Source organism: Microbacterium telephonicum (genome assembly GCF_003651225.1).
Classification (GTDB): domain Bacteria; phylum Actinomycetota; class Actinomycetes; order Actinomycetales; family Microbacteriaceae; genus Microbacterium; species Microbacterium telephonicum.
In genome coordinates, this window is record NZ_RCDB01000001.1 from 736,855 (window position 1) to 752,204 (window position 15,350).

Genomic DNA, 15,350 nt, shown 5'->3' on the forward strand with positions numbered 1-15,350 from the left:
CGGGATGATCCCGACCGGCCCCTTCTGGGCGGTGCTCCGGTGGCGCTCAGTACCAGCCGGTGGACTGCGAGTGGCCCCACGCGCCGCACGGGGTGCCGTAGCGGCCGGCGATGTAGCCGAGACCCCAGGTGATCTGCGTCGCGGGGTTGGTCTGCCAGTCGGCGCCGGCCGAGGCCATCTTGCTGCCGGGCAGGGCCTGCGGGATGCCGTAGGCGCCGGAGCTGCTGTTGTGCGCGGCCGGGTTCCAGCCGGACTCCTTCTGCCACAGGCTGTTGAGGCACGCGAACTGGTCCTCGCCCCATCCGTACTGGCTCGCGGCGAGCTCGCGGCCGATCGCGCGCGGGTCGCCCGCCATGATCGGGCCGACGGCGGGCGCGGATGCCGACGCACCGGAGCTCTTCGTGGTCGAGACGGCCTGCGCGGCGGCGGCGGCCTGGGCTGCGGCCGCGGCGGCCGCGGCTTCTTCGGCGGCCTTCTTATCCTTGGCGGCCTGCAGGCGGGAGCGCAGGTCGGCGGTCGCGGCGACGACGGTGCCCATGTCGGCCATCGTCTGGTCGGTCGGGTCTGCGGTCAGCAGCGCGGGGTTCGCCTCGATCGACGCGAGCTTGGCGATGCCGTCACTGAGGGCGGCGGTGTCGATCGTGGTGGCGCCGTCGACGGCGACACCGGATGCGGCGACCTCCTGCTGGGCGGCGGTCGCGTCGTCGAGGGCGGCCTGCGCCTGGGTGAGGGCGTTCGGGTCCTTCGCGACGCTCAGCGCGGATCGGAGGGGGTCGGCGTCGTCGGCGGTGAGGAAGGGGGCGAACGAGGTCGGGGCCGGGGCCGCATATGCGGCGCGCTGCATCGTCGGCTGCGACGACTCGGCGCCGTACGCGACGGAGACTCCGCCGATCATGCAGGCGCCGACGGCGACCGCGAGGGCGGTGGGCAGGAGGGCGCGACGGGCAGGGCGGAGTGTTCTGGGCATGACGTCTTTCGGGTCAGCGGAACCGACTCGAATGGTGCCGGCGTGTGCCCTCGGGCGGACACAAGTCCCCGAGTCTGCCGGGCGGTTCTGGACGAAACCTCCACTCTTCCTGGACGCCCCGTGTGAGCGGTGTCGAGGAAAAGTCCTGATCCGGGGTGTGGGGGCGGCCTGCGTGCGCCCTCACGCCGTCGGAGTGGAGGTGCGGCGTGGTTCTGGAACCGGTTCCGGTCGACTAGGGTCGACGAGGTCCAAAAACACGGCGCCGCGTTCGGAATCCCTCCGGTCGAGGCGCCATTGTTGTGTGGTACGACCACATCCGCAAGCCCTTATGCGCGCTACCGCACCGGTATAGAGTCGCGATCACAGGCGTTACCCAGGAAGAGGAGCTCAGGGAGCAGACCATGGCATCCAACACCGCAGCAGACATCTTGGAGGGCGTGGGAGGCGCCGGCAACGTCGTCAGCCTCACGCACTGCGCCACGCGCCTGCGCTTCCAGCTCGCCGACGGCGAGAAGGCCGACAAGGCGACGATCGAGAAGATCCCCGGCGTCATGGGCGCCGTCCCGCAGGCCGGCGACCGCTTCCAGGTCGTCATCGGCGGCGCCGTGCAGACCGTCTTCAACGAGATCAACGCCCTCCCCGCCATGGCCGGCGGCGGCGCCGCCTCGGCCGAGTCGATCGACGACATCAAGAAGCGCGAGCGCGAGAAGGGGGTGCGCGGCAAGGTCGCGTGGATCGACACGCTGTTCGAGTACCTCTCCGACTCGTTCCGCCCGATCCTCGGTGCGCTGCTGGGCGCGTCGCTGTTCATCACGTTCATGGCGCTCATGGCCACGCTCGGTGTCATCCCGGCCTGGAACGCGCCCGGCGTCACGCTCGACCCGTCGTGGGCGTTCGTCAACCTCATGTGGCAGTGCGTGTTCGTCTTCCTGCCGCTGATGGTCGCCTACAACGCCTCGGCGAAGATCGGCGCCGACCCGTGGGTCGGCTTCGCGATCATGGCCGTGCTCATGCTCCCGGGATTCACGGGTCTCGGCGCCGGCGTCGAGAAGACCGCACTGTTCGGGTTCGAGCAGGCGCAGGTCGCGATCGTCCAGGTGTGGGGTCTGCCCATGCCGATCGCGGATTACTCGTCGCAGGTCTTCCCGCCCCTGCTCATGGCGGCGGTGCTCGGCCTCGTCTACAAGGGACTCAAGAAGATCATCCCGGCGAACCTGCAGCTGATCTTCGTGCCGTTCCTCGCGATGCTCGTCATGATCCCGCTCACGGCGTTCCTCATCGGCCCGATCGGCGTGTACGTCGGCGCCGGCCTCGCGAGCGCGCTCGCGGCGATCAACACGTTCTCACCGTTCATCTTCGCGATCATCATTCCGCTGGCCTACCCGTTCATGGTGCCGCTGGGTCTGCACTGGCCGATCAACGCGATCATGCTGCTGAACATCCAGACCCTCGGCTACGACTTCATCCAGGGCCCCATGGGCGCGTGGAACTTCGCGTGCTTCGGCGCGACGGCCGGCGTGCTCTTCCTCGCGTGGCGTGAGAAGGACAAGGACATGAAGCAGACCGCGACGGGTGCGCTCGCGGCGGGTCTGCTCGGTGGCATCTCCGAACCGTCGCTGTACGGCATTCACCTGCGCTTCAAGCGGATCTACCCGCGGATGCTGGTGGGCTGCCTCACCGGTGGTCTCATCATCGGCATCGGCTCGCTGGTCCTCGGCCTGCCCAACGGCATCACGACGCAGGCGTTCGTCTTCACGTCGCTGCTGACGATCCCGGCCTTCGACCCGATCGGCCTGTACCTGATCGCGGTGCTCGCGGCGTTCGCCGTCGCGATGCTCCTCGTGATCTTCTCGGGCTACAAGGACAAGGTGCCCGCCGAGGCCGCTGCCGCGACGGCGGGTGCCGGCGCGGGTGCCGCAGCCTCGACCGCCGCTCCCGTCGCCGGTGTCACGACCGGTGGCGCGGCCACCGCGACCGGTGCGGCGACCGCGACGGCCGTCGCCGAGCGCACCGAGGCGGTGGGCGAGCTCGTGCAGGTCGCCTCCCCGCTCGAGGGCACCGTCGTCGCGCTCGACCAGGTTCCCGACCCCGTCTTCGCCGGCGGCGTGATGGGTCCGGGCGTCGCGATCGAGCCGACCGGTGACACCGTCTTCGCGCCCGGCAAGGGTGTCGTCGTCGCGGCGCAGCCGACCGGTCACGCGTTCGGCCTGCAGCTGGACAACGGCGCCGAGATCCTCATCCACGTCGGCATCGACACGGTGAACCTGAAGGGTGAGGGCTTCGATGTCAAGGTCAAGAACGGCGATCAGGTCGATGTCGGCACCCCGCTGGTGACCTTCGACCGTGCCGTGATCGAGAAGGCGGGGTACCCGCTGATCACGCCGGTGATCGTCCTCAACGGCGACACCTTCGACACGGTCGACCCGGTCGAGCTCGGCCCCACCACGCCGGGCGCGCCGCTCCTGGACATCCAGAAGAAGGGCTGACCCCTCTTCGACGAAGCCCCCGCCCGACGGCGGGGGCTTCGTCGTGCGCAGGGTGCCGGGCGCGAACCCTCGGTCTCAGGCCGAACCCTCGGTCCCAGGGCGCCTGGGGAGTGAGGGTTCGGCCCAAGGCAGAGGGTTCGGCGGATGCCGCGGCGTCAGCGGCGGGACGCGACGGCGTCCCAGATCGCGTCGGCGACCTCGCGCTTGGTGCCGTCGGTGTCCGAGACGACGTCGCCGCCGGCATCCAGCAGCACGACGCGGTTGCCGGCCGACTCGAACCCGGCATCCCAGTCGACGCGGTTCACGGCGAGCAGATCGACGCCCTTGCGGCGGAGCTTCCGGCGGCCGCGCTCGAGCAGCTCGGCGTCGTCGGCGGCGGTCTCCGCCGCGAAGCCGACCACGATCTGCCCGTCGCGGCGGGCGGCGACCAGACCCGCGACGATGTCGGGGTTCTCGACGAGGTCGAGACCGGCGACGCCGTCCTCCTTGCGCAGCTTCTCGTGCGCGACCTCGGCGACCCGGAAGTCGGCGACCGCCGCGACCATCGCCACGACATCGGCTGCGGCGGCGGCATCCGTCATCGCCCGTTGCAGCTCGGCCGCGGTCGAGACCCGCTCGAGGGTGATCCGCGGATGCCGCGCGGCGGCATCCAGCACCCCGTCGTCGACGTGGGCCGCGACGAGGCGCACGTCGGCGCCCCGGTCGGCGGCCGCGACGGCGAGCTCGGTGCCCTGCCTGCCGCTCGAGCGGTTGCCGAGGAAGCGGACGGGGTCGATCGGCTCGCGGGTGCCGCCGGTCGAGACGGCGACGCGGAGCCCGGCGAGATCTGCGCGCCCGGGAGCCGCGGCGAGTGCGGCGGCGGCGATGACGTCAGGCTCGACCATCCGCCCCGGACCGGAGTCGCCGCCGGTGAGCGGTCCGTCGGCGGGACCGACGACGTGCACGCCGCGTGCCCGCAGCGTCTGGATGTTGGCCTGCGTCGCGGCGTGCTCCCACATCGCGGTGTGCATGGCGGGGGCGACGACGACGGGCGCCGTCGTCGCCAACAGCGTGACGCCGAGCAGGCCGTCGGCGATGCCGGCCGCCATCTTCGCGAGCGTGTTCGCCGTCGCGGGCGCCACGATGACCAAGTCGGCCCGGGTGCCGAGCGCGACGTGGCGCACCTCGGCGACGTCGTCGTGCACCGAAGTCGTGACAGGATGGCGGCTGACCGCCTCCCAGGTGGCGGTCCCCACGAACCGCAGCGCGTCGTCGGTGGGAACAACGTGCACCTCGTGACCGTTCGTGACCAGGGTGCGCACGAGCTGGACGGACTTGTACGCGGCGATCCCGCCCGTGACACCGATGACGACGAACATGCTCCGATCCTCCCATGCGAGCAGGAAGGCCCACCCATGTGCACGGTGATCGTCCACGTCCCCGAGGTCGCGGGCGACCCGGTGCGGCTGCTCGCGGTGCGCGACGAAGACCCGGGCCGCGCGTGGGACGCCCTCGGTGAGAGCTGGCCCGAAGCGTACCCCGGCGTGATCGGGGTGCGCGACCGTCGCGCGGGCGGAGCCTGGCTCGCGGCCGATCCCGCGGCCGGTCGGGTCGCCGTGATCCTGAACCGCGCCGATCAGATCCCCGACGACGGTGCGCCGCTCGACTCCCGCGGGCACGTCGTGCTCGACGCCATCGCCGGCACGCGGCCGTCGGGGTCACCCCGCACCCACGGGTTCAACCTCGTCGAGGCCGATGCGCAGGGTGCGCGCGTGATCATGTGGGACGGAGACGGTGTCCGCACGGTGGCGCTGGAGTCCGGCATCCACATGATCGCCCATGACGACGTCGACGATCCGGCGACCGCGCGGATCACGGCGTGGCGCAGCGCATTCGCCGCCCCGGGGCCGGGGGAGCGCTGGTACGAGCCGTGGCTCGACACCCTCGAGCGCACGAGCGCCGTCGGCCCGGTCGACGACCGGGCGATCGTGCGCGACAACCGTCCGTTCGGCTACCCGACCCTGACGCTGCTCGCCTGCGCCGCGTCGATCGACGCGGCCGGCGCCCGCGTGCTCTACGGCGAGTTCGACGAGCCCGGCGCCTGGAACCGCCTCAGCCTGCGCTGAGCGTCCGAGGCGGGTGCTAGCGTCGCGGCCATGGCCGATGAACCGACGGTGGTGTTCTTCGCGGATGCCGCGGAGTTCCGCGCCTGGCTCGAGGCGAACCACGAAACCGCGACCGAATTGTGGATGGGGCTCTACCGCAAGGGCGACCCGCGGCGCGGGCTGACCTGGGAGGACGCGGTCGTCGAGGCGCTGTGCTTCGGATGGATCGACTCGACGAGCTACCGCATCGACGACGCCGCACGGCGCCAACGGTGGACGCCCCGCAAGCCTCGGTCGGTGTGGAGCGCCGTCAACATCGCGCACGTCGAGCGCCTCATCGCCGAAGGGCTGATGCGCCCCGCCGGACTCGCCGCGTACGCGCGCCGCGACGTCGAGGTGGCCGGGTACTCCTACGAGACCCGCCTCGAGCTCGACGCGGATCAACTCGCTGCGATCGCCGCTGTGCCGGCGGCGCAGGCGTTCTGGGATGCTGCGACACCGTCGTACCGGCGCCTCGCGGGCAACTGGGTGCAGTCGGCCAAGCGCGAGCAGACGCGCATCGACCGGCTGGCCGCGCTGATGGCCGACTGCGCCGCCGGACGACTGATACCGCCGCAGCGCTACGGCACCCCACCCGCCTGGCTCACCCGCGCCGCCGCCGCTGCGGCCGCGGCCTCCACCCCCGGTGGTTGAGTAGCGCGCGAAGCGCGCGTATCGAAACCCGCTGAGCCCGACGCGTTTCGACTCGTCGCTGCGCTCCTCGCTCAATGACCGGAAGCCCCGGTCGTTGAGCGAGCGCAGCGAGTCGAAACGCCCCGAACCGCACCGGCTTCGCTCCCCGCTCGATGCCCGGGTGCGGCTCAGGAGCGGCGGCGCAGCAGCAGCACGCCGTCGTCGAGGTGCGCGGGGTTGCCGTCCGGGTCGGTCGTCACGCGGGCGACCAGCTCGGCACGCTCGACCTCCCAGACCTCCGGGTCCGCACCCAGCAGCGCGAGCTCCTCGGCGGGCGTGAGCATCGGAGGCATGTGCGCGGGCAGCTCCCGCGCCCAGGGCGGGGGTGCGGCGTGCGAGACCGCCAGCATCCGCCCGCCCGGCGCGACGCGATCGAGGGCGCTGTGCAGGATGCCGATGCGCGGGAAGTCGGTCTCCCACGAGTGCAGGAAGCTCGACACCACGAGGTCGAATTCGCCCTCGGGCAGTTCACCGACGGCGTCGACGGCGCGGAAGTCGATCGCGAGCCCTCGCGCGGCGGCGGCAGCCGCGCCGCGTGCGACCGCGGTCTCCGACACGTCGACGGCCGTCACGGTCCAGCCGTGCTCGGCGAGCCAGACCGCGTCGGCGCCCTCGCCGCAGCCGATCTCGAGCACCGCCCCGGGCGCGAGGTCGGCGACCACGGCCGCGGTCGTCGCATTCACGCGCCCCGACCAGAACCGGTCGCTCTCGGCGTACCGCTGCTCCCAGCCCGCGTTGCGCTCGGCTCGGCGAGCGGACACCGCCTGCGCGGCGTCTTCGGCGACGAGCGCGGCGTTGGCGCCCGCGCCCGCCATCGATCCCGACCCCATCGACAGCGGCACATTGCCGAACGGCTGCACGATGTTGCCGGCCGCCCAGACGCGCGGGTGGCTCGTCGCCCCCGTCATGTCGGCGACGAGGGGCGCGCCGGGCATGTCGGCGTTGCGCGCGAGTGCGAGCGAGTCAGCGAAGCCCAGCTCCATCCGAGGTGCGGGGGCCGTGAAGACGGCATCGACCTCGTGGCGCCCGCCGTCCGCGGTCACGACGGCCGCGAGACGATCCTCCGAGACCTCCAGCGCGCTCACCGGGGCGTCGACGACGCGGATGCCGCGGGCGGCGAGCCGTGCACTCACCGTGGGATCGAGCGGCTGCGCGGCAGCGGTGAACGCCGTGACGTCGTCGCTCCACTGCCGCACGAGCTCGATCTGGTGCACGCTCGCCGGCGAGGTCGCGATCACGCCGAGCCGGGATCCGGCGACCTCGTAACCGTGGCAGTAGGGGCAGTGCAGCACATCCCGTCCCCAGCGCTCGGCGAGGCCCGCGACCGCCGGCAGCTCGTCGACGACGCCCGCGGCGAGGACGACGGCACGGGCGGTGTCGACGGTCCCGTCGGCGCGCGTCAGGCGCAGGCGGTCGCCGAGGTCGTCGACGGCCGCGACCGCGCCGGTCTCGACCGCGACGCCGTAGGCCGCGACTTCGGAGCGCCCGCGAGCGAGGAGCTCGGCGGGGTCGAGCCCGTCGTGTCCCAGAACCCCGTGCATGTGCGCGGCGGAGCGGTTGCGCGGCGCGCCCGCGTCGATCACGAGCGTGCGCCGACGCGCCCGCCCCAGCATCTGCGCCGCGCTCAGACCCGCGGCCCCGCCGCCGACGACCACGGCATCCCAGTCTCGAATCTCCATGCCGCCAGCATCCGTCGTGATGGTCGATATTGCAAGGAGCCTTGCGGTAATGGCAAACTGTAGGGCATGGCGGGAACCGAGTTCGTGGGCGCGCGGCTGCGAGCGGCGCGCCAGGCCAAGGGCTGGACGCTCGACGACCTCGCGTCGCGGGCGGGCATGTCGGCGAGCACGCTGTCACGGCTGGAATCGGGAAAGCGGCAGGCGGGGCTGGAGCTGCTCGTCCCCCTCACGCGGATGCTCGGCATCCGCATCGACGACCTGGTCGCCGAACCCGCCGACCCGCGCGTGCGTCGCCCGTCGACCACGCGGCACGGTCATGTCGTCGCGCCGCTCACGCGCGAGGATTCGCCGGTGCAGACCTACAAGGTGACCTTCCCGCCGCTGGCCGAAGCGCCGGAGCCGAGGGTCCACGACGGCTTCGAGTGGTTCTACGTGCTCAGTGGTCGGGTTCGCCTCGTGCTCGGCGAGAGCGAGCTCGTGCTCGAGCGCGGCGAGGCGGCGGAGTTCGACACGCGCACGCCGCACTCCATCAGCGCGATCGGGTCGAAGCCCGCCGAGGTCGTGTCGATCTTCAGTCCCGACGGCGAGAAGCTCCACACCCGCACCGCGCACTGAGCCCACCTCGAATCCGCGAGACCTCATCGGGCGGACGAGACCTGGGGTGGCACCCGAGGTCTCGGCGCGCAGATGAGGTCTCGCGGATGTGGGCCCGGGCCGACCGGATCCGGCGGCTCGGTGCGGCAGTACGGTCGGCGGCCTGCTGCTGTCGGTGATCGGCCACTTCCGCACCGCGGGCGGCTCCGACCCGACGCCGTCGCCGCCCACGAAGACGACCCCGAGCCCGTCGCCGTCCCGGCCTGACCCGCCGAGGTCGCCGGTTGCCGCGCGAGCTCGCCGATGCGAACGCGAGTTCGCCGGCGAGCTCGGCGCAGCGCCGGCGAACTCGGCGCAGGACCGGCGAGCTCGTCGCAGGCGCCCGCGCGTCAGCCCTGGCGGTGGGTGCGGTAGTAGTCGAGCAGCGCTCGGGTCGAGGCGTCCTGCGACGCGTACGCGTCGTCGTCGCCCTCGATCGCGGGCGCGATCTGCAGCGCCAGCTGCTTGCCGAGTTCCACACCCCACTGGTCGAACGAGTTGATGCCCCAGATCACGCCCTGTGTGAAGGTGATGTGCTCGTACAGGGCGATGAGCTCGCCGAGCACGGTCGGGGTGAGCGCCGGGGCGAAGATCGACGTCGTCGGGCGGTTGCCGGCGAACGTGCGCGCGGCCACGAGGGCGCCGGTGGTGCCCTCCGCCTCGACCTCGGCGGCGGTCTTGCCGAACGCGAGCGCCTTGGTCTGTGCCAGGAAGTTCGCGAGGAACAGGCCGTGCACGTCGCGCTCGCCGTCCTTGAGCGGGTAGGCGGGGTTGGCGAAGGCGATGAAGTCGGCGGGGATGAGGCGCGTGCCCTGGTGGATGAGCTGGTAGAACGCGTGCTGGCCGTTGGTGCCGGGCTCGCCCCAGAACACCTCGCCGGTGTCGGTCGTCACGGGGCTGCCGTCCCAGCGCACCGACTTGCCGTTGGATTCCATCGTGAGCTGCTGCAGGTAGGCGGCGAAGCGCGACAGCTGCTGCGCGTAGGGCAGCACGGCGTGCGACTGCGCACCGAGGAAGTTCGTGTACCAGACGTTGAGCAGGCCCATCAGCACCGGCACGTTCGACGCGAGCGGAGTGGTCGCCACGTGCTCGTCGACGGCGTGGAAGCCGGCCAGCAGCTCGCGGAACGAGTCCGGTCCGAGCTCGAGCATGAGCGAGAGCCCGATGGCCGAGTCGACGGAGTAGCGCCCGCCCACCCAGTCCCAGAATCCGAACGCGTTGGCGGTGTCGATGCCGAAGGCGGCGACCTTGTCGAGCGCGGTCGACACGGCCACGAAGTGGTGCGCGACGGCATCCGTGCGCTGCGCCTCGGAGCCGTCGATCGCGTCCGCGTTCTGCAGCCCTGCCCACAGCCAGTCCCGCGCGAGCCGCGCGTTGGTGAGGGTCTCGAGCGTGGTGAAGGTCTTCGACGCGACGATGAACAGCGTCGTCTCGGGGTCGAGGTCGGCCGTCTTGTGGGCGAGGTCGAACGGGTCGATGTTCGACACGAAGCGCGCCTGGATGCCCGCCGTCGCATACGGCTCGAGCGCCGCCGAGATCATGGCGGGGCCGAGGTCGGAGCCGCCGATGCCGATGTTGACGACCGTCTGCACCTTCTTGCCCGTGATGCCGGTCCACTCGCCCGAGCGCACGCGCTCGGCGAACGCGCTCATCGCGTCGAGTACGCCCTGCACGTCGTGGTCGACGTCCTGGCCGTCGACGACCAGCTTGGGCTCGGCTCCCGCGGGGCGACGCAGCGCCGTGTGCAGCACCGCGCGGTCCTCGGTCGTGTTGATGTGCGTGCCGGCGAGCATGGCGGCGTAGCGCTCGGCGACACCGGTCTGCTCGGCCAGGGCGACGAGGGAGGTGAGGATGCCGGCGTCCACGAGGTTCTTCGACAGGTCGACGCGCAGGTCGGCGAGGTCGAAGGTCAGTCGCTCCACGCGACCCGGGTCGGCGTCGAACCAGGCCCGCAGATCTGGGGCGAAGACGTTCTTGTGGGCGGTGAGCTCGGCCCAGGCGGGCGTGGCGGTGGCATCGATGGGAGTGGTCACGCACCCACGCTAGCGCCCACCGTGGCGGCCGTGTGGTGGGCGGGCCGGACATTGCGACGGATGCCGGAAGGGCCGGTCGGGGAAGCCACCCGACCGGCGCTCGGCGCTGCGTGCGTCAGCGCACCGGGCGCAGCACGACCTCCCCCGCCGAGACCGACACGGCGATCGTGCGCGGTGCGGTCGCCGCGGTGTCGAGGCGGTTGTCGAAGCCGCCTGCGGACACGTCGGAGGTCACCGCGTAGGTCTCATCCGGCAGCGCGAGGTTCACGCGCCCGGCCGAGACGTCGACCGTGAGGGCGTCGGGGGCGCGGCGCAACCGCCCGTCGACCGCTCCCGCGCTCACCTGCACGTCGGCCTCGCGGACGCCGGCGAGGTCGAGGCTCGTGCGCCCGGCGCTGACGTCGACGTCGAGCTCGAAGGCGGTGCCGCTGAGGTCGATGGCGCCGGCGCTGAGGTCGACCTCGAGCTCGCCGAAGCTGCCGTCGGCCGTGATCGAGCCCGCCGAGAGCGACAGCGAGGTGTTCAGGCCGTACCGCTCGAGGGCCGCGGGCAGCGTGAGCACCGCGCGGTCGCCGGCCTCGGGCCCGAAGAAGTCCCACCCGCTGCCGAACCAGCCGCGGTCGGTGCGGATCGACAGCTCGTCCTCGTCGCGCTCGAAGCGCCAGTCGTCGGGGGAGCCTTCGACGTTGAGCTGGGCGTCCTCGACGTCGCCGTAGATGATCGTGAGGTCGGCCGCGCTCACATCGACGTCGTAGCCGCTGATGCCGTCGGCGTCGACGTGGAACGTCTGGGTGCGCACGGCGCCGCCGCCGCGGACGGCGGCGAAGGCCGACGTGGCGACCGTGCCGAGGATGAGCACCGCACCGAGTGCGATCGCGATGACGGCGACGACGGTGGACGACGGGCGGCGCGGCCCCGCGGGCGCGGGTCCCTGCGGCGGCTGCGGCTGTGGCGGCAGGGGCGGCGGGGTCATCGTGATGGTCATCGGTCTGCTCCGTTCGGGAGGGTGGGGTGCGTGGGCGCGGTCGTGCCGTGCTCGAGGTGCACGAGGGCGGCGAGCACCCGCCGGTTGCCGTGCTCGTCCTGCTCCAGGTCGAGCTTCTGGAACAGCGACGTGATGTGCTTCTCGACGGCCGCCTCGCTGACGAACAGCGTCGAGGCGATCGCCTGGTTGCTCTTGCCCTCGGCGATCAGGGCGAGCACGGTGCGCTCCCGCTCGGTGAGGCGCGCCATCCGCTCGTCGCGGCCCCGGCGGGTGAGCAGCTGGGCGACGACCTCGGGGTCGAGCACGGTCGCCCCCGCCCCGATCCGCTCGACGGCGTCGAGGAAGTCGGACACGTCGGCGACGCGATCCTTGAGCAGGTAGCCCAACGCCCCGCGCTGCCCGGCGCCGGATCCGGTGATGAGGTCGCTGGCGTAGCGCTCCTCGACGTACTGGCTGAGCACGAGCACCGGCAGCGCGGGGTCGGCGGCCCGCAGGGCGAGCGCGCCGCGGATGCCCTCGTCGGTGTAGGTCGGGGGCAGCCGCACGTCGAGGATGCACAGGTCGGGGGCGGTTTCGGCGACGCGGGTCGTGAGCTCTCCCGCATCCGGGAGCGCCGCGACGATCTCGTGTCCGGCATCTTCGAGCAGACGCACCAGCCCGGCGCGCAGCAGCGCGGAGTCTTCGCAGATCAGGATGCGCACGGGACGCTCACCTCCAGGGCGGTCGGGCCGCCGGCGGGACTGTCGAGACGCGGCGTGCCGCCTGCGGCGACGATGCGGTTCATGATGCCGTCGAGCCCGCCGCCGGGCTGCACGTGCGCCCCGCCGATGCCGTTGTCCTCGACACGCGCCCACAGTGTTCCGTCGTCGCGGCGGCGCACGACCACACGCGCCTCCGATCCGCGGGAGTGCTTGGCCGCGTTGGTGAGCGACTCCGCGATGGTGAAATACACCGCCGCCTCCGCGGTCGCCGAGCAGCGGCCGTCGATGCGCACGTCGAGGGCGACGGGGATCGGCGAGCGGGCCGCGAGCGCCGAGAGGGCCGCATCCAGCCCGCGGTCATCGAGCACGGAGGTGTGGATGCCGCGCGCGAGCTGACGCAGCTCGGTGATGGCGGCCTTCGTCGAGGTGTGAGCCTCGTCGATGAGCGCCTTGGCGGCGGCCGGGTCGGAGTCGATCTTCTGCTGCGCGAGGCCCAACGTCATGCCGACCGAGACCAGCCGCGGCTGGACCCCGTCGTGGAGGTCGCGCTCGATGCGGGTGCGCTCCACCTCGCTGGCGCGCACGGCGCCTTCGCGCTGGGCGCCGGCGGTGCGGGCCTGCTCGGCGGCGGTGCGGGCCTCCTCGGCCAGGATCGCCTCCCGCGAGGGGACGAGGATCGCGCGGGTGAGCACGCGGTGCAGGAGGGCGATGCCGAGCAGGATCGCGAGGGCGACGATGATGCCGAGCGCCCCGGCGAGCACCGCCCAGCCCGCGTCGATCACGATGTCGGTGAAGGGCAGGCGCACGTCGCCGCCGCGCAGCGGCGCGAACAGCAGGCCGATGCTGCGGAAGAGGCCGGCGATCGTGGGCAGCACGATGAGGCCGAGCACGGTCGCGATCGCGACACTCGCGACACCGCGCCACATGGGGCCGTCGGTGAACTGGTGCCAGAGCGAGCGCAGCCAGCCGCCGAATCCGGCGCGCTCGCGGCGGCGGGGGCGCAGCGCCGGCAGGCCGTAGCGGTACAGCCCTTCGACCCGCTCGTACTCGACCCACGCCGACGCGTAAAGGGCGTAGACGAAGGCGACGAGGAACAGCAGCCCGATCCCGAAGACGAGCACGAGGCCGACGCCGACGCTGAGCAGGGTGAACAGGATCGTGAACGCGATCGAGCCGACGACGCCGAGGGCGGCCAACTGTGCGATCGCACCCAGATGCAGGAGCGTGCCCGGGCGACGGGTGGTCGCGGGGGCGGCGGTGGTGGTCATGACTCCACGCTAGGACCGCGCCCGCGACGCCGCGCCAGAGGAAGCCGGACACCTCGGGTCGGGTTTTCCCTACCCCGGGCGGATGCCGACGCGCGCGGCTTTGGGAGGATGGAACGGTGACGACACCCGACATCCGCCTCATCGCCGTCGACATGGACGGGACGCTCCTGGGTCCCGAGGGCGACGTCCCCGACCGGCTGTGGCCGCTGCTGGAGCGGATGCGGGAGCGCGGCATCGCGTTCGCCCCCGCGAGTGGCCGTCAGCTCGCCACCCTGCAGGCGATGTTCGGAGGCGTCGACGGCGACCTCGACTACATCGCCGAGAACGGCGCGTACGTCGTGCGCGGCGAGGTCGAGGTGAGCTCCGACGCGATGGACCCGACGGTGGTGACCGCCATCGTCCAGCGGATCCGCGACGCCGTCGCGGCCGGCGACCTGCACACCGCCGTGGTCGTGTGCGGCAAGCGCTCCGCGTACATCGAAGACCGCGGCGGCGAGTTCCGCGAAGAGGTGGACAAGTACTACCGCCGCCTCGAGGTGGTCGACGACCTGACGGCCACGGGCGACCAGATCCTGAAGGTCGCGCTCTACGATTTCGACGGCGGCGAGGCGCACACTGCGCCGCTGCTGGCCGACCTCACCGCGACGCACCAGGTGGTCGTGTCGGGCGAGCACTGGGTCGACGTCATGAACCGCGGCGTCGACAAGGGCGTCGCCCTGCGCGCGCTGCAGCGCGATCTCGGCGTCACCTCCGCCCAGACCGCGGCGTTCGGGGACTACCTCAACGACATCGGCATGCTGCAGGCCGCCGATTGGTCGTACGCGATGGCCGACGCGCATCCCGACGTCGTCGCGGTGGCCCGCCATCGCGCCCCGTCCAACGCCGACGCCGGGGTCGTCACCGTGATCGAGCAGCTCCTGGCCTGACACGGGCGTAGCGTGGAGTAATGGTCACGATCCCCACGCTCACACTCAACGACGGCACGACCTTCCCCGAGCTCGGACTCGGCACGTACAACCTCCGCGGCGACGAGGGCGTCGACGCGATCGTCGCGGCCGTCGGCAACGGCTACCGGCTGCTCGACTCGGCCGTGAACTACGAGAACGAGACCGAGGTCGGCGAGGCGGTGCGCCGCTCCGGCATCCGCGACGAGCTGATCGTGACCACGAAGGTGCCCGGCCGCGATCACGGGTTCGACGAGACCCGCCGCAGCGCGGACGGCTCGCTCGAGCGACTCGGGCTCGAGCGCATCGACCTGTACCTCATCCACTGGCCCAACCCGTCCGTCGGCAAGTGGCTCGACACCTACCGCGGGATGCTCGCGCTCCGCGAGGACGGGAAGGTGGGGTCGGTCGGCGTCTCCAACTTCACCGAGGCGATGCTGACCCGCCTGATCGACGAGACCGGCGTCGCGCCGGCGGTCAACCAGGTCGAGATGCACCCCTACTTCCCGCAGTCGGCGCTGCGTGCCTTCCACGCGGAGCACGGCATCCGCACCGAGAGTTGGAGCCCGCTCGCGCGGCGCAGCGAGCTGCTGTCGGAGCAGACCGTCGCCGACGTCGCCGCCGCGCACGGGGTCACCCCGACGCAGGCGGTGCTGCGCTGGCACACCCAGCTCGGGTCGACGCCGATCCCGAAGTCTGCGACGCCGCAGCGTCAGGTCGAGAACGCCGATGTCTTCGGCTTCACGTTGACGGATGCCGAGCTCGCCGCGATCTCGGGTCTCGAGCGCGGGCGCCTGTGGGACGGCGATCCCGACACCCACGAGGAGATGTGACCCGC

The 15,350-nt window shown here is 72.2% G+C and carries 13 protein-coding genes; 6 read left to right on the forward strand and 7 right to left on the reverse strand.

The features are described 5' to 3' along the window. Positions 1-46: 46 nt before the first annotated feature. Positions 47-967 carry an aggregation-promoting factor C-terminal-like domain-containing protein gene (locus C7474_RS03605; RefSeq protein ID WP_121057561.1) on the reverse strand — a complete coding sequence of 307 codons (921 nt, stop codon included), beginning with the start codon at positions 965-967 and terminating at the stop codon, positions 47-49. A 401-nt stretch (positions 968-1,368) separates the two neighbouring features. Here C7474_RS03605 and C7474_RS03610 point away from each other — a divergent pair, with 401 nt between their 5' ends. Then, a complete protein-coding gene (locus C7474_RS03610; protein WP_121057562.1) occupies positions 1,369-3,453 on the forward strand; it encodes a glucose PTS transporter subunit IIA in 2,085 nt (694 codons plus the stop codon). A gap of 155 nt (positions 3,454-3,608) precedes the next feature. Here the strand turns inward: C7474_RS03610 and coaBC are convergent, their stop codons facing one another. Next, positions 3,609-4,811 (reverse strand): bifunctional phosphopantothenoylcysteine decarboxylase/phosphopantothenate--cysteine ligase CoaBC, encoded by a 1,203-nt coding sequence (gene coaBC / locus C7474_RS03615; protein ID WP_121057563.1) that lies wholly within the window; start codon positions 4,809-4,811, stop codon positions 3,609-3,611. Between the two features lie 36 nt (positions 4,812-4,847). On the opposite strand from coaBC, the gene C7474_RS03620 reads away from it, so the two are divergent. Both C7474_RS03620 and C7474_RS03625 read left to right on the forward strand, forming a co-directional pair. Next, a complete protein-coding gene (locus C7474_RS03620) occupies positions 4,848-5,558 on the forward strand; it encodes an NRDE family protein (protein ID WP_121057564.1) in 711 nt (236 codons plus the stop codon). A gap of 30 nt (positions 5,559-5,588) precedes the next feature. After that, positions 5,589-6,230, forward strand: a complete 642-nt coding sequence (locus tag C7474_RS03625; protein WP_121057565.1) for a YdeI/OmpD-associated family protein — start codon at positions 5,589-5,591, stop codon at positions 6,228-6,230. Between the two features lie 167 nt (positions 6,231-6,397). Here C7474_RS03625 and C7474_RS03630 read toward each other — a convergent pair whose 3' ends face one another. Further along, positions 6,398-7,948, reverse strand: a complete 1,551-nt coding sequence (locus tag C7474_RS03630; RefSeq protein ID WP_121057566.1) for an FAD-dependent oxidoreductase — start codon at positions 7,946-7,948, stop codon at positions 6,398-6,400. A 66-nt stretch (positions 7,949-8,014) separates the two neighbouring features. Between C7474_RS03630 and C7474_RS03635 the strand changes: the two genes are divergently transcribed. Next, the gene (locus C7474_RS03635; RefSeq protein ID WP_121057567.1) at positions 8,015-8,563 is read left to right on the forward strand and encodes a helix-turn-helix domain-containing protein; all 549 of its coding nucleotides are present in this window, start codon (positions 8,015-8,017) and stop codon (positions 8,561-8,563) included. A 368-nt stretch (positions 8,564-8,931) separates the two neighbouring features. On the opposite strand, the gene pgi is transcribed toward C7474_RS03635, so the two are convergent. The 4 genes from pgi to C7474_RS03655 form a co-directional block, all read right to left on the reverse strand. Further along, positions 8,932-10,614: a glucose-6-phosphate isomerase gene (pgi, locus tag C7474_RS03640; RefSeq protein WP_121057568.1), complete on the reverse strand. Its 1,683-nt coding sequence runs from the start codon at positions 10,612-10,614 to the stop codon at positions 8,932-8,934. A gap of 115 nt (positions 10,615-10,729) precedes the next feature. After that, a complete protein-coding gene (locus C7474_RS03645; protein ID WP_121057569.1) occupies positions 10,730-11,599 on the reverse strand; it encodes a DUF4097 family beta strand repeat-containing protein in 870 nt (289 codons plus the stop codon). Beyond that, positions 11,596-12,300: a LuxR C-terminal-related transcriptional regulator gene (locus C7474_RS03650; RefSeq protein WP_121057570.1), complete on the reverse strand. Its 705-nt coding sequence runs from the start codon at positions 12,298-12,300 to the stop codon at positions 11,596-11,598. The genes C7474_RS03645 and C7474_RS03650 overlap by 4 nt, the downstream gene beginning before the upstream one ends. After that, positions 12,288-13,568: a sensor histidine kinase gene (locus C7474_RS03655; RefSeq protein ID WP_121057571.1), complete on the reverse strand. Its 1,281-nt coding sequence runs from the start codon at positions 13,566-13,568 to the stop codon at positions 12,288-12,290. The genes C7474_RS03650 and C7474_RS03655 overlap by 13 nt, the downstream gene beginning before the upstream one ends. A gap of 116 nt (positions 13,569-13,684) precedes the next feature. Between C7474_RS03655 and C7474_RS03660 the strand changes: the two genes are divergently transcribed. Together C7474_RS03660 and C7474_RS03665 are read left to right on the forward strand one after the other, a co-directional pair. Further along, on the forward strand, positions 13,685-14,494 hold the full coding sequence (locus tag C7474_RS03660; RefSeq protein WP_121057572.1) for a Cof-type HAD-IIB family hydrolase: 810 nt from the start codon (positions 13,685-13,687) through the stop codon (positions 14,492-14,494). Between the two features lie 20 nt (positions 14,495-14,514). Then, positions 14,515-15,345 (forward strand): aldo/keto reductase, encoded by an 831-nt coding sequence (locus C7474_RS03665; protein WP_121057573.1) that lies wholly within the window; start codon positions 14,515-14,517, stop codon positions 15,343-15,345. The last annotated feature ends 5 nt before the right edge of the window (positions 15,346-15,350 follow it).

Excerpts from the sequence above, each read along its gene's own strand:
- C7474_RS03605 (WP_121057561.1), bottom strand. The coding sequence starts at position 967 with ATGCCCAGAACACTCCGCCCTGCCCGTCGCGCCCTCCTGCCCACCGCC.
- C7474_RS03610 (WP_121057562.1), top strand. The coding sequence starts at position 1,369 with ATGGCATCCAACACCGCAGCAGACATCTTGGAGGGCGTGGGAGGCGCC.
- coaBC (WP_121057563.1), bottom strand. The coding sequence starts at position 4,811 with ATGTTCGTCGTCATCGGTGTCACGGGCGGGATCGCCGCGTACAAGTCC.
- C7474_RS03620 (WP_121057564.1), top strand. The coding sequence starts at position 4,848 with ATGTGCACGGTGATCGTCCACGTCCCCGAGGTCGCGGGCGACCCGGTG.
- C7474_RS03625 (WP_121057565.1), top strand. The coding sequence starts at position 5,589 with ATGGCCGATGAACCGACGGTGGTGTTCTTCGCGGATGCCGCGGAGTTC.
- C7474_RS03630 (WP_121057566.1), bottom strand. The coding sequence starts at position 7,948 with ATGGAGATTCGAGACTGGGATGCCGTGGTCGTCGGCGGCGGGGCCGCG.
- C7474_RS03635 (WP_121057567.1), top strand. The coding sequence starts at position 8,015 with ATGGCGGGAACCGAGTTCGTGGGCGCGCGGCTGCGAGCGGCGCGCCAG.
- C7474_RS03645 (WP_121057569.1), bottom strand. The coding sequence starts at position 11,599 with ATGACCATCACGATGACCCCGCCGCCCCTGCCGCCACAGCCGCAGCCG.
- C7474_RS03655 (WP_121057571.1), bottom strand. The coding sequence starts at position 13,568 with ATGACCACCACCGCCGCCCCCGCGACCACCCGTCGCCCGGGCACGCTC.
- C7474_RS03665 (WP_121057573.1), top strand. The coding sequence starts at position 14,515 with ATGGTCACGATCCCCACGCTCACACTCAACGACGGCACGACCTTCCCC.